The organism is Klebsiella sp. SWET4, from assembly GCF_024296565.1.
Classification (GTDB): Bacteria; Pseudomonadota; Gammaproteobacteria; order Enterobacterales; family Enterobacteriaceae; genus Klebsiella; species Klebsiella variicola.
Map to the genome: position 1 here is coordinate 33,107 of NZ_JANCOB010000010.1, position 12,597 is coordinate 45,703.

Sequence of the window (12,597 nt, forward strand, 5' to 3'; positions counted from 1 at the left end):
GATATAACACTCACTTTAAACATAAAATTAACATTATATCTAAATCATAGTATTCATCCCTCCGATTCTTACCTAATATCGACTAGCCCTTGCTGGGGTTAATGACAGACGACGGGCCATCAGAGCCTGAACAACACAGACAGGTACAACAGGAAGAAATCACATGGTAGATCAGATTAAAGTCGCTGCTATTGAGCAGGAGCCGACTGAACAATCGCTACGGCGAAATCTCACAAACCGACATATTCAGCTGATTGCGATTGGCGGGGCGATCGGCACTGGGTTATTTATGGGTTCTGGCAAAACTATCAGCCTTGCCGGGCCATCTATTATTTTTGTTTATATGATTATCGGTTTTATGCTGTTTTTCGTTATGCGAGCCATGGGCGAATTACTGCTGTCGAACCTCGAATATAAATCCTTCAGCGATTTTGCGGCCGATCTGCTGGGGCCGTGGGCGGGTTACTTTACCGGCTGGACCTATTGGTTCTGTTGGGTCGTCACCGGAATGGCGGACGTAGTGGCGATCACCGCCTACGCGCAGTTCTGGTTTCCCGGGCTCTCCGACTGGGTCGCCTCGCTGGCGGTGATCCTGCTGCTGCTGGGCCTGAACCTGGCCACCGTCAAAATGTTTGGCGAAATGGAGTTCTGGTTCGCGATGATCAAAATCGTCGCCATTGTGGCGCTAATCGTCGTCGGCCTGGTGATGGTCATGATGCATTTCAAATCGCCGACCGGCGTCGAAGCCTCTTTCGCCCATCTGTGGAATGACGGCGGCTGGTTCCCGAAAGGGCTGAGCGGCTTCTTTGCCGGCTTCCAGATTGCGGTGTTCGCCTTCGTGGGGATTGAGCTGGTGGGGACCACCGCCGCCGAAACCAAAGACCCGGAGAAATCCCTGCCACGGGCGATTAACTCCATCCCGCTGCGTATCATTATGTTCTACGTCTTCGCGCTGATTGTGATTATGTCGGTGACGCCGTGGAGCTCCGTGGTGCCGAGCAAGAGCCCGTTCGTCGAGCTGTTCGTGCTGGTCGGCCTGCCGGCGGCAGCGAGCCTGATCAACTTTGTGGTGCTGACTTCCGCAGCCTCCTCGGCCAACAGCGGCGTGTTCTCTACCAGCCGTATGTTGTTCGGTCTGGCGCAGGATGGCCAGGCGCCGAAGATGTTCGCCAAGCTGTCGAAGCGTGCGGTGCCGGCGAAGGGTTTAACCTTCTCCTGCATGTGCCTGCTGGGCGGTGTGGTCATGCTGATGGTCAACCCGAGCGTGATTGCCGCGTTCACCATGATCACCACGGTGTCGGCGATCCTGTTTATGTTCGTCTGGACGATTATCCTCTGCTCTTATCTGGTCTACCGTAAAAAGCGCCCGCAGCTGCATGAAAAGTCCAAATACAAGATGCCGCTGGGCAAATTCATGTGCTGGGTGTGCATGGCCTTCTTCGTCTTCGTACTGGTGCTGTTGACCCTGGAAGATGATACCCGTGAAGCGCTGATGGTCACCCCGCTGTGGTTTGTTCTGCTGGGCGCGGGCTGGCTGTTTGCCGGCAAAAAACGTCTGGCGAAATAAAAAAGGCCACCCGGAGTGGCCAAAGTAAGACGGACAATGTCGAGGGCGCCTGCGGGCGCCTTTTTATTTTCCGGCAAGGGCGCGCGGGAACAGTACGTTATTTTCCAGACTGATGTGCTCCATCAGATCGTCAATCATCTCGTTGATACCGTTATACATCGCCTTCCAGGTGGTGCAGGCTTCCGGCGGCGGCGTCACGTTATGGGTGATGTGCTTAATGACCTCCAGCAGTTCACCCGCTTCATCGTGCTCGCTTTCCATTACGCTGATCGGCCCCCCGGCCTGGGCGCCCATCCCCTGTTTGATCATCGGGAACAGGATCTGCTCCTCTTTCATCATGTGGCTGGAGAGTTCCTGATGCAGCATGGTCAGGTATTTGGTCAGCCCTTTCGGCACGTTCGGTTTATCGGCATGCACACGTTCAACCTTGGTGGCCTGCAGGATCAGCTCCGGCAGCTGTTCGCGGTGCCGGTCGTGATAGCGGACGATGATGTGGTCAATAATCTCCGGGAGGGGCGCCGCGCGCCAGTCGCGGGAAAGAGGCTGCTCGGCCAGTTTCGCCAGCTCGGCTTCAATCACCGCGACATCCAGCGCTTTCCGCGATGCGGCGCGCGCCAGGGTCTGTTTGCCGCCGCAGCAGTAATCCATATCGTATTGACGGAACAGGGCGGAGGCGCGCGGGATGGTCAGCGCCAGCTCGCCTAAAGGTTGGTCACGGAAAGCCATAGCAGTTACCTCGTCATCAGGAATATAAGATGTATTTTAAATGCATCTTTTTGGCGAGGGAATACCCCTTAAGGAGGCCTGGCTACTTTTTTTCGTCCGTCAGCGGCTGCAGCATCGGTTTTTCCGGTCTGGCGCGTACGGCGGAGACCACGCCGAGCACCAGCAACAGGATCCCGCTCAGGGTCAGCAGCGGCGGTAAACTTTGCCGCAGCAGAAAGGTATACAGGAGCCCGGCCAGGGTTTCGAAGACGATCAGCGGCCCGAGGATCACCGTCGGCAGCCGCTGGCTGGCGATATTCCAGCACAGCGCGCCGACCCATGAGCAGAGCACCGCGATGGCCAGCATCAGCGTAATGAACACCGCCGGGCGCGGGCCGAAGGGCAGGGGAAACCCGGCCTGCTGGCCGTGCAGCCAGGCGCAGGCGGCGAGATAGCCGGCCAGCGAAACCGGAAGCGTGACCAGTGCCTGAGCGGTAGCCCACATCATCGGCGGCTGATGCGGATTTTCCCGCAACCAGCGGGCGTTGCGCAGGGCATACCAGGCCCAGCAGGCCACCGATCCCAGCGCCAGCGCGATGCCGGAGCCGTAGCGCCACGGGCTAAAATCAGGCAGCCCCTGGCGCAGTTCTGCGACGTTAACGCAGATCAGGCCCACGGCGATGCAGACCAGCGCCGGAAACAGACGCCGCCACGGCAGCTTTCCGTCGCGCTGGCTGTAGAGCAGATTGGCGAAGACCGGCAAGACCACCGGCAGCGTGCCGATAATCATGGTGGAGACCGGCGCCCCGGTGCGCTGAATGGCGCTGGCCAGGCAGGCGTAATAGATAAGATTTCCCATCATCGTCAGGCCCAGCGCAGTCCACCAGTCGTTGCGGCTCAGCTGGCGCAAACGCGCGCGCCCGAGCCACGCCAGCGGCAGGGCGATCAGGCCCAGCGCCAGATAGCGCCCCATCGACTGCAGCATCGCCGGGTACTCTGGCACCAGCAGAGGCCCGACAAAAATTAATCCCCACATCAGCCCCGCCAGCAGGGCGTACAGCACACCACTAATCATCATTGCATCCGTTTTCATCACTGTTGGTCTGCAGTGTAGAAGGGGGCCGGGCAGGAATATTGTATGAGATTGCGCATTAGCGCCTGGCGACCTGCTTCTGATAGCGCACCGGCGTAATGCCGTAACGCAGGGTGAAGGCGCGGGTCAGGTGGGACTGGTCGGTGAGGCCGACGGCTATCGCCACTTCGGCGGCGGGCATACCGTGGGTGAGAAACGCTTTGGCGCGCCACAGACGGATGGCCATCAGCATCTGATGGGGCGTCACGTGATAGTGGGCTTTAAACTGGCGCTGAAAGTGGTATGGGCTAAGCGCCGCCACCTGCGCTAGCTCGTCGAGGGTGATGGGGCGCATATAGTTATCGTGCAGGTAGTCGCGCACCCGGTCGAAGCGATGCCCGGCCTCACCCTGCGCAGAGGCATGGTGGGCCAGAGGGCGGAAGGCGTCGATGAGGTCGAGCAGCAGTCCCTGCTGGGCCAGCGGATCGTCGCTATGCCACAGGCCATAAATCAGCTGGCCAATCTGTCGGGAACGCAGGGGATCCTCGCGGACCACCTCGCTGAACCACCAGTCGCGCACCCCGGTGATGGCTTCCAGACGGTCCGGCTCCAGATAAATCATCCGGTAGCGCCAGCCGTCAGCGGTTTCCGCTTCGCCGGTATGCAGCTCGTCGGGATTCATGGTGACAATGGCGTTCGCGGCGGCGATATGCTGGCTGCCGCGGTAGCGAAAGCGTTCAGCGCCTTGCTCAATCACGCCGATGCCGAAGGCTTCGTGGGTATGGGGTTCAAAGGCGTAGCGAGAGATATGGGCGTGGTAAAGCTCCACCCCGGGCAGCTGTTCGAGATGGCGAAAGCGCGCGCGGTCTTTTTCATCACTAAATTGGGGTGGTACGCCCTGCATGCCTGCCTCCCGACGGTTATCCCTTCAATATGAGAGAGGAACCGCCGGGACGCAACCGCAAAAGCTGTCAGGGGTGGTTACAGAATGCCTTTCACGCTTTCAGCAAGGGAGGTGGTCGGACGGCCGATCAGCGTACTCAGGGTGCGGCTGTCGTCAAACAGCCCGCCTTTCGACGCGCCGACATCGGAATCCGCCAGCATATCCGCCAGACCCGCCGGCAGACCGACGCTTTTCAGCGCGGCGGCGAAATCGGCTTCGCTGAGGTTCTGGTAGACCACGTTTTTTCCGCTTTGCGTGCTCAGCTCAGCAGCCAGGTCGCTCAGCGTCCAGGCGTTATCACCCGCCAGTTCGTAAATCTTCCCTTCATGGCCTTCACCAGCGATAACGCGGGCGGCAGCGGCGGCATAATCCGCACGGGTGGCGGAGGCAATTTTACCCTCGCCGGCGGCACCGATAAACACGCCATGCTCCAGCGCCGGCGGTGCGCTGGCCAGATAGTTTTCGGTATACCAGCCATTGCGCAGCAGGGCGTAAGCGATACCAGAGTCGGCCAGCATCTGCTCGGTTTCAATATGCTCTGCGGCCAGGCCCAGCGGCGAGGTGTCGGCGTGCAGCAGGCTGGTGTAGGCGATGAATGTCACCCCAGCGGCTTTGGCGGCGTTGATGACGTTGCGGTGCTGAACGGCGCGCTGACCGACTTCGCTGGAGGAGATTAACAGCAGTTTATCCACGCCCTGCAGCGCGGCGGTCAGTGCCGCTTCGTCGCTATAGTCGGCCTGACGGACAACGACGCCCTGCTGGCTGAGGGACTGGGCTTTGGCCGGGTTGCGGACAATCGCCACAATCTGGCTGGCAGGGACGGTTTTTAACAGGTCTTGCAGAACGTAGTGGCCAAGCTGGCCGGTGGCACCGGTAAGGGCGATCATGGGTCTTCTCCTTCGTGTTTAGTGGCAGTTGTGGTAAGCTAACACCTTAACTAACTTTTAGTAAGTACGTACAAAAAGGTAAGTGTGAAAATGGCCGAACCGACGCTGAGCGAGAAACTGCGCAACGGCAACCTGTTTGCGGAACAGTGCCCGTCGCGCGATGTGCTTAAACATGTCACCAGTCGCTGGGGCGTGTTGATTCTGGTGGCGCTGCGCGAGGGGACCCATCGCTTCAGCGATCTGCGCCGCAAAATGGGCGGGGTCAGCGAAAAGATGCTGGCGCAGTCGCTGCAGGCCCTGGAGCAGGATGGTTTTATCGACCGCGTCTCTTATCCGGTGGTACCGCCACACGTTGAATATAGCCTGACGCCGCTCGGCCTGCAGGTGAGCGAGAAAGTGGCGGCGCTGGCGGACTGGATCGAGAGCAATCTGCCTGCGGTGTTGGCTAACCACGGGGAGTGAAAATGTATCACTCCCTGTAGCCCCGCCACCGGGGAGATATTCCCGGATAGCGGCTGGCGTCTTATCCGGGCTACCAGCCAGCCCCGGTTTGTAGCCCCGGTAAGCGCAGCGCCACCGGGGAACAGGCATTACTTGCTCAAATCCAGCTGATAAATGGCGAAGCCGATATCATCGGTGGCCACCTGGCGCATTGGATACTGTGCTTTCTCTTTGATAAACGCCGCGGCTTTGTCGCCTGGCGAGGTCTCAAAACGAATATCCAACGGCGTGTTGCTGTGGATCGGCGCCAGACGCCAGTTGTTATCCGCCGCCGGATGGATCGCGCCATCCTTCTTCGATTGCGCGCCTATCCACGCCGCCAGCACTGAACGGTTTTCATCCGGTGAGGCAAAGGCGATATGGCTCTCACCGGTGCCGGCGAATTTGCCGCCGTAAGCGCGATAGTTATTGGTCGCGACCAGGAAAGTGGCCTGCGGATCGACAGGTTTACCGTTAAAGGTCAGGTGCTTAATACGCTCTGCCTGCGGATGGATCATCTGACATTCGCCGTCGTAGCGGGCCGGCTGGGTGACGTCAATCTGGTAGTTCACCCCGTCAATGACGTCGAAGTTATAGGTGCGGAAGCCGTCCCAGTTGATCAGCGACTGCGGCTTGCTGCTGGCGGGATCGATCTGGTTAAACTGTCCGGCGGAGCACTCCAGCCACTCCTTGACCTCTTTCCCGCTGACCTTCATCACCACCAGGGTGTTGGGGTAGAGATAGAGGTCGGCGGCATTGCGGAAGGTGAGCTGACCTTTCTCCACTTCGACAAAGCTCGCCGGATCGTTTTTACGTCCGCCGACTTTAAACGGCGCGGCGGCGGAGAGCACCGGCAGCTTCGCCAGATCCGGGTCGCCCTGAATATAGTGTTCTACATAGGCTTTCTGCGCCATGTTGACCACCTGCACCGTCGGGTCGTCCTGCACCAGCGCCAGATAGCTGTACATGTTGTCGGCGGACTTGCCGATCGGCTTGCTGACGAATTCGCGAGTGGCGTCGTGGTCGGCTTTCAGCACCGCCACCAGCTTGCCGTCTTCGGCCGCCAGCGATTTCTTCGCCACCGCGTCATAGATTGGCCGCGCTTCCGCTCTATTCTGAGTTACCTGCCATTTGCCGCTGTCGTTGTTCAGCACCAGATCAACCACCCCGAGATGATCGCCCCACATTCCCGGCATCACCGCCGGTACGCCGTTCAGCGTCCCTTTGGCGATATCCGCGCCTTTGATGTTGGCGAAGTCTTTACCCGGGAACACCGCGTGGGCATGGCCGAACATAATGGCGTCCACGCCGGGCACCTGGCTTAAGTAGTAGACCGAGTTTTCGGCCATCGCCTGATACGGGTCGGCGGAGAGGCCGGAGTGCGCGACCACGACCACCACATCAGCCCCTTTCGCCCGCATCTCCGGGATATATTTGCGCGCGGTTTCGGTAATGTCGTTGACCGTCACTTTACCGCTGAGATTGGCTTTATCCCAGGTCATGATCTGCGGCGGCACAAAACCGATATAGCCGATGCGCAGAGTATGGGGTTGACCATCGCTGTCCACGACCCGGGTATCCTGGATCAGGTACGGCGTAAACATCGGTTTGCCAGTTTTGGCATCGATGATATTGGCGTTCACGTAGGGGAATTTCGCCCCGGCCAGCGCCTTATGCAGGAAGTCGAGGCCATAATTGAATTCATGGTTGCCCAGGTTGCCGACGGCGTAATTCAGGGTATTCATCGCCTTATACACCGGATGCACATCGCCTTCTTTCAACCCTTTCGCGGCCATGTAGTCGCCTAACGGGCTCCCCTGGATAACATCCCCGTTATCCACCAGCACGCTGTTTTTCGCTTCTGCCCGCGCCTGTTCGATCAGGGTGGCGGTACGGACCAGGCCGAATTTCTCCGTGGCGGCATCTTTGTAATAGTCAAAGTCCATCATATTGCTGTGCAGATCGGTGGTTTCCATGATCCGCAGGTCGACCGTCGCGGCGTTGACGCTGGCGGCGATCAGCGTGGCCAGGAGCGTTGCGCTAAACTTAATCATCAGAGGCGTCCTTTTTTTATGAGCGATAGCACAGTAGAAAATGTATTTATATTCTGTTGCTTACAGAAATGTGAATCTTGCCAGAAAAGCGGGCAGAGAAACCGCCATCGTTATCACAGATAGCGGAACTCGCGGTGATGCGATATAAATAAAACAACGAGTTAACGCCACTGTAACCAGACGAGGTGGAGAATGTTAGAACAAGTATGTCAGCTTGCACGGAACGCGGGCGATGCCATCATGGAAGTCTACGATGGAAACCAGCCGATCAACGTCGCTAGCAAGAAAGATGATTCTCCGGTCACGGCGGCGGATATCGCAGCGCACAACGTCATCATCAGCGGTCTGAAAGCGCTGGATCCTGACACCCCGGTTCTTTCCGAGGAGGACCCGCCGGCCTGGGAGGTACGTCAGCACTGGCAGCGCTACTGGCTGGTCGACCCGCTGGACGGCACCAAAGAGTTTATTAAGCGTAACGGCGAATTCACCGTCAATATCGCGCTGATCGAAAACGGCAAGCCGACGCTGGGCGTGGTCTATGCGCCGGTGATGAAGGTGATGTACAGCGCGGAAAAAGGCAAAGCGTGGAAAGAAGAGTGCGGGGTGCGCAAGCAGATCCAGGTCCGCGATGCCCGTCCGCCGCTGGTGGTGATCAGTCGCTCTCACGGTAACGATCCGGAGCTGCAGGAGTATCTTGAGCAACTGGGCGAGCATCAAACCACTTCTATCGGATCTTCGCTGAAGTTCTGCCTGGTGGCGGAAGGCCAGGCCCAGCTCTATCCGCGCTTCGGGCCGACCAGCACCTGGGACACTGCCGCCGGCCACGCGGTCGCGGTGGCCGCCGGGGCGCATGTTCACGACTGGCAGGGCAAAACCCTCGACTACACGCCGCGTGAATCCTTCCTCAACCCCGGCTTCCGGGTCTCTATTTATTAAGCAATTTATGCAGCAGGTCGATGACCTGCTGCACCTCCTGCTGGGTCAGCGCACCGTCTTTGGCCCACTTTACGCGCCCGTCCTTATCCAGCACCACGATCGCGGAACTCTTCTCGTCCAGTTGCCAGGCTTTACGCACCAGCCCGTTGCTGTCGACGATAAACTGCGACCATGGAAAAAGCTTTTTATTACTCTCAATGCTGCTGCGCACGAACATGCCGGTGCCCGGAATGGCATCGTCGGTGTTAACGATGGTGGTGGTCTGGTAACGATCGTGCGGGAAACCTGCCGCTTTAATCGCCTCGATCAGGTTGGCATTTTTCTCTTTGGCTGACGAGCGACCGGCAATGTGCTGGATAACTCGCACTTTTCCCACCAGCTGCGAGCTGTTCCAGTTTTTATAGCTAAACTTATCCTTATCCAGAATGAGTTCTCCCCGATCCGCGACGCCGACCGGCGCCACACGCTGGCCGTCGACGAAGTTATGCGCTGTGGCCAGCAGCGGGAGAAGCAGTAACGAGGCGGCCAGTATGCTACGTAGGGTCATGCGTAATCCTTAATCATTTTTATGCAGGTGATCCGACCACTTGGTCTCGTTTAATCATAAGTGCGATTGGCGGCGATTACCCGCAATGAGGATGCCAGTTTGCGTGTTGACGCACAAATTAGTAGAAAAACGGCGACTTATACTTACTTCATCGTATGTCCGAAACGAAAATTCTGAATTATTGTCATCAAACGGTAAATAAACTTATACACACTGGGTCCCTCTGAGATTCTGGACTATAGTTTTAGGGCATTAAAATTTGCGCTCCCGATACGTGGGCTAACTGTGGCACCACAGGAGCGTAACCCTGGCAGGAGAGAAGAATGAAAATTTTCCAACGCTACAATCCGCTGCAAGTGGCGAAGTACGTGAAGATCCTGTTTCGTGGACGGCTGTACATCAAGGACGTTGGCGCATTTGAATTTGATAAGGGCAAAATCCTTATCCCGAAGGTCAAGGACAAGCTGCATCTGTCAGTGATGTCCGAAGTCAATCGTCAGGTGTTGCGTCTGCAAACTGAGATGGCATAACCTGAAACGTAGCAGTACGTAGTAGGTAAAAGACGGCTCCCGATGGGAGCCGTTGATGTTTTTAGCCCTTCATTTCCGCATAGCGTTTGCGATATTCGCCCGGTGGGATGCCGTTATGTTTACGAAAAAGGCGGGTGAAATAGACCGGATCGCTGTAACCCACCGATAAAGCAATTTTGTTAAGTGGGAGCGAGGACGTTATATTCGGGCAATAAAAAGGGCGGATGGTTATCCGCCCTGAAAATAGAGGAAGGGTTACGCTCAGGCGTTCTGGCTTTCCGCCGCTTCCGCCTGCTTCGGCACCAGCACCGTTGGCTTGTTATCGATGCGGGTCACCAGCAGCTGGTCGATACGGTAGTTATCGATATCCACGACCTCAAACTTATACCCGGAGAACTTCACCGCGTCGGTGCGTTTGGGGATTTTACGCAGCATAAACATCATAAAGCCGCCGATGGTCTCGTAATTCCCGGACTGCGGGAACTCGTCGATATCCAGCACACGCATCACGTCATCAATCGGCGTACCGCCATCGATCAGCCACGAGTTTTCATCGCGGGCGACAATCTGCTCTTCCAGCCCTTGGCCGACGAGGTCGCCCATCAGGGTGGTCATGACGTCGTTGAGGGTGATGATCCCGACGACCAGCGCGTATTCATTCATGATCACCGCGAAATCTTCGCCGGCGGTTTTGAAGCTTTCCAGCGCTTCTGACAGGGTCAGGGTATCCGGCACGATCAGCGTGTTGCGGATCTGCACGCCGCCGGTCAGGACCAGGCTCTGGTTGGCCAGTACGCGGTTCAGCAGATCTTTTGAATCGACGTAACCGATAATGTGGTCGATATCTTCATTACAGACGAGGAATTTCGAGTGTGGATGTTCGGCCACTTTATTCTTCAGGCTCTGCTCGTCTTCGTGTAAATCAAACCAAATGACGTTTTCGCGCGAGGTCATGGAGGAAGGAACGGTACGGGATTCCAGCTCGAACACGTTCTCAATCAGCTCGTGCTCCTGCTTGCGCAGCACCCCGGCCAGCGCGCCGGCTTCAACGACGGCATAGATATCGTCGGAAGTAATATCGTCTTTACGCACCATCGGCAGTTTGAAGATGCGGAAGATCATGTTGGCCATGCCGTTAAACAACCACACCAGCGGGCGGAAGACTAACAGGCAGAAGCGCATCGGGTTGATGATGCGCAGAGCCACGGTTTCGGGCGCAATCATACCGATGCGTTTCGGAGTCAGGTCAGCAAACAGGATGAACAAGCTGGTGACCAGGGTAAAAGAGATGATGAAGCTCAGCTGCTCGGACAGCTCCGGCGACATATACCCGCTGAGCAGGCTATGAAACGCCGGGGAGAAGGCCGCGTCGCCCACGATACCGCCAAGAATGGCGACGGCATTGAGGCCGATTTGCACGACGGTAAAGAAGGTGCCCGGGTTCTCCTGCATCTTCAGCACGCGCTGTGCGTTGACGTTGCCTTCATCGGCCAGCAGTTTCAGTTTGATTTTACGTGAGGCGGCCAGTGAGATTTCCGATATCGAAAAAAAGGCACTGACGGCTATCAGACAGAGTATTACTAAAATACTGTTTAACATATCTTTTCTGACCGTTGAGGTCAGATCCTCGGAAGGGAAGTTGATCGAACTATAAGGAAGCTACTTGAACACCCGCCCACAGGCGTGGGCTGGCAATTTCAGAAGGTAGTATAGCGTAACAGTCAGCAAAATCGCCAGAGCATTGATTAATCATTGTTAATTACGCGGTTATCTCTCCGCCATGCATCATCGTAAACGCGTACTTATGATGACAGGCGCACGCCGGTTATTTACCACAACAAGAGCGACTCGCTGCAGGTGAAAGGGAAGGTGATGATCGGCTAATAAAGGGAGCGGAGTCGATCACAGAAATTCATCTGCCATGATAATAACGGATGAAAATTTGTGATGAAAATAGCATAGGTATTTTTACCGGCTTGACCGTTTATATTCAGCAATAGAACTATATCTGCAATAGAAAACGATACTGCAAACGATTTCACATTGATTTGGAAAATATATAAATACGGTCATATTCTTTTCCGTTTTATTTCGAGATGATTAATTTTAGGGATAAAATATGCGTACAAAAACCGCTTTTATTATGTGTTGCGTTCTTGGCAGTCCTGCAGCCGGCCACGCGCTGACCTTTGATGTCAGGGGAGGATATCGGGCGGGAAGCCACTCTTACGAGTCCCGCTATAAGGTCAGCCAGGGGTGGGAAACAGGCTGGTGGGCGAGTATGGAGATGGATAACAAAAACAACAAAAATAACCATCAGGGCAACCAGGGTACTGACAGAGCTGATGGTTCCCACTCCTTTGGCGACAGCACGGTCGATTATAATGAAATAGAGGTTAACTATAGCTGGCCATTCGCTGAAAAATGGGCCTTGCAGCCTGGCGGCATCTATCACTGGAGCAGCAAAGGCACTCAGCTACGGCCTTATCTGCGCGTTAATTATAAAGCCACGCCCGACCTTACCTTTGGGCTGCGTTATCGCTATGACTACAACACTTATGAAACGGTCAATAGTGCCGGTGAGTCGCATCGGGATAGCGTCAATCGTCTGGATTTATATGTTGCCTATAAATTTAATGCACAATGGAGCGCCTTATATCAAGGCACGGTCTATCGCCACGTCAATGACGACTATAAGTATAAAAATGATAAGTCTTCGGCGACAGAAAATGCGCTAACGCTACGCTATAAATGGAATGACTGGTTTAGTCCCTATATCGAATATGATTATCTCGGGAAACAGGGCTACCATGACGGCCAAAATAAAATCTCAGAATCACGGTATCGTATTGGCATGACGTTTACGCTATAACCTC

12 protein-coding genes and 1 pseudogene are annotated in these 12,597 nt (G+C 56.0%); 5 read left to right on the forward strand and 8 right to left on the reverse strand.

Annotated features, from left to right (window positions below; all coding sequences use genetic code 11):
* The first annotated feature begins 163 nt into the window (after positions 1–163).
* Positions 164–1,567 (forward strand): D-serine/D-alanine/glycine transporter, encoded by a 1,404-nt coding sequence (cycA, locus tag NKJ21_RS20620; RefSeq protein WP_012969106.1) that lies wholly within the window; start codon positions 164–166, stop codon positions 1,565–1,567.
* A 63-nt stretch (positions 1,568–1,630) separates the two neighbouring features.
* On the opposite strand, the gene ytfE is transcribed toward cycA, so the two are convergent.
* From ytfE to NKJ21_RS20640, 4 genes are all read right to left on the reverse strand, one after another.
* Entirely contained in the window at positions 1,631–2,293 is a 663-nt protein-coding gene (ytfE, locus tag NKJ21_RS20625) for an iron-sulfur cluster repair protein YtfE (protein WP_012543104.1), read from the reverse strand.
* A gap of 82 nt (positions 2,294–2,375) precedes the next feature.
* Positions 2,376–3,347 (reverse strand): DMT family transporter, encoded by a 972-nt coding sequence (locus NKJ21_RS20630; protein WP_012969105.1) that lies wholly within the window; start codon positions 3,345–3,347, stop codon positions 2,376–2,378.
* Between the two features lie 76 nt (positions 3,348–3,423).
* On the reverse strand, positions 3,424–4,248 hold the full coding sequence (locus NKJ21_RS20635; protein WP_012543102.1) for an AraC family transcriptional regulator: 825 nt from the start codon (positions 4,246–4,248) through the stop codon (positions 3,424–3,426).
* A gap of 77 nt (positions 4,249–4,325) precedes the next feature.
* Complete coding sequence (locus NKJ21_RS20640) at positions 4,326–5,174, reverse strand: SDR family oxidoreductase (protein ID WP_008807166.1); 849 nt, start codon at positions 5,172–5,174, stop codon at positions 4,326–4,328.
* Between the two features lie 90 nt (positions 5,175–5,264).
* On the opposite strand from NKJ21_RS20640, the gene NKJ21_RS20645 reads away from it, so the two are divergent.
* The gene (locus NKJ21_RS20645) at positions 5,265–5,636 is read left to right on the forward strand and encodes a helix-turn-helix domain-containing protein (RefSeq protein ID WP_012543100.1); all 372 of its coding nucleotides are present in this window, start codon (positions 5,265–5,267) and stop codon (positions 5,634–5,636) included.
* A 128-nt stretch (positions 5,637–5,764) separates the two neighbouring features.
* Here NKJ21_RS20645 and cpdB read toward each other — a convergent pair whose 3' ends face one another.
* Entirely contained in the window at positions 5,765–7,708 is a 1,944-nt protein-coding gene (gene cpdB, locus NKJ21_RS20650) for a 2',3'-cyclic-nucleotide 2'-phosphodiesterase (protein WP_023323514.1), read from the reverse strand.
* Between the two features lie 192 nt (positions 7,709–7,900).
* On the opposite strand from cpdB, the gene cysQ reads away from it, so the two are divergent.
* Positions 7,901–8,644, forward strand: coding sequence for a 3'(2'),5'-bisphosphate nucleotidase CysQ (cysQ, locus tag NKJ21_RS20655; RefSeq protein WP_012543098.1), 744 nt, complete (start codon positions 7,901–7,903; stop codon positions 8,642–8,644).
* On the opposite strand, the gene NKJ21_RS20660 is transcribed toward cysQ, so the two are convergent.
* Entirely contained in the window at positions 8,634–9,191 is a 558-nt protein-coding gene (locus NKJ21_RS20660) for a YtfJ family protein (RefSeq protein ID WP_008807162.1), read from the reverse strand. The genes cysQ and NKJ21_RS20660 overlap by 11 nt on opposite strands.
* 323 nt (positions 9,192–9,514) lie before the next feature.
* On the opposite strand from NKJ21_RS20660, the gene NKJ21_RS20665 reads away from it, so the two are divergent.
* Positions 9,515–9,721, forward strand: coding sequence for a DUF1107 domain-containing protein (locus NKJ21_RS20665; RefSeq protein ID WP_002886707.1), 207 nt, complete (start codon positions 9,515–9,517; stop codon positions 9,719–9,721).
* Positions 9,722–9,782: 61 nt separating this feature from the next.
* Here the strand turns inward: NKJ21_RS20665 and NKJ21_RS20670 are convergent.
* Together NKJ21_RS20670 and NKJ21_RS20675 are read right to left on the reverse strand one after the other, a co-directional pair.
* A pseudogene (locus NKJ21_RS20670) lies at positions 9,783–9,920 on the reverse strand (helix-turn-helix domain-containing protein); the annotation flags it as partial.
* 62 nt (positions 9,921–9,982) lie between these two features.
* The gene (locus tag NKJ21_RS20675; protein WP_008807158.1) at positions 9,983–11,320 is read right to left on the reverse strand and encodes a hemolysin family protein; all 1,338 of its coding nucleotides are present in this window, start codon (positions 11,318–11,320) and stop codon (positions 9,983–9,985) included.
* 520 nt (positions 11,321–11,840) lie between these two features.
* Here NKJ21_RS20675 and NKJ21_RS20680 point away from each other — a divergent pair.
* On the forward strand, positions 11,841–12,593 hold the full coding sequence (locus NKJ21_RS20680; protein WP_032736724.1) for an oligogalacturonate-specific porin KdgM family protein: 753 nt from the start codon (positions 11,841–11,843) through the stop codon (positions 12,591–12,593).
* The last annotated feature ends 4 nt before the right edge of the window (positions 12,594–12,597 follow it).

Coding starts and splice junctions, on each gene's coding strand:
- cycA (WP_012969106.1), top strand. CDS start 164: ATGGTAGATCAGATTAAAGTCGCTGCTATTGAGCAGGAGCCGACTGAA.
- ytfE (WP_012543104.1), bottom strand. CDS start 2,293: ATGGCTTTCCGTGACCAACCTTTAGGCGAGCTGGCGCTGACCATCCCG.
- NKJ21_RS20630 (WP_012969105.1), bottom strand. CDS start 3,347: ATGATTAGTGGTGTGCTGTACGCCCTGCTGGCGGGGCTGATGTGGGGA.
- NKJ21_RS20635 (WP_012543102.1), bottom strand. CDS start 4,248: ATGCAGGGCGTACCACCCCAATTTAGTGATGAAAAAGACCGCGCGCGC.
- NKJ21_RS20640 (WP_008807166.1), bottom strand. CDS start 5,174: ATGATCGCCCTTACCGGTGCCACCGGCCAGCTTGGCCACTACGTTCTG.
- NKJ21_RS20645 (WP_012543100.1), top strand. CDS start 5,265: ATGGCCGAACCGACGCTGAGCGAGAAACTGCGCAACGGCAACCTGTTT.
- cpdB (WP_023323514.1), bottom strand. CDS start 7,708: ATGATTAAGTTTAGCGCAACGCTCCTGGCCACGCTGATCGCCGCCAGC.
- cysQ (WP_012543098.1), top strand. CDS start 7,901: ATGTTAGAACAAGTATGTCAGCTTGCACGGAACGCGGGCGATGCCATC.
- NKJ21_RS20660 (WP_008807162.1), bottom strand. CDS start 9,191: ATGACCCTACGTAGCATACTGGCCGCCTCGTTACTGCTTCTCCCGCTG.
- NKJ21_RS20665 (WP_002886707.1), top strand. CDS start 9,515: ATGAAAATTTTCCAACGCTACAATCCGCTGCAAGTGGCGAAGTACGTG.
- NKJ21_RS20675 (WP_008807158.1), bottom strand. CDS start 11,320: ATGTTAAACAGTATTTTAGTAATACTCTGTCTGATAGCCGTCAGTGCC.
- NKJ21_RS20680 (WP_032736724.1), top strand. CDS start 11,841: ATGCGTACAAAAACCGCTTTTATTATGTGTTGCGTTCTTGGCAGTCCT.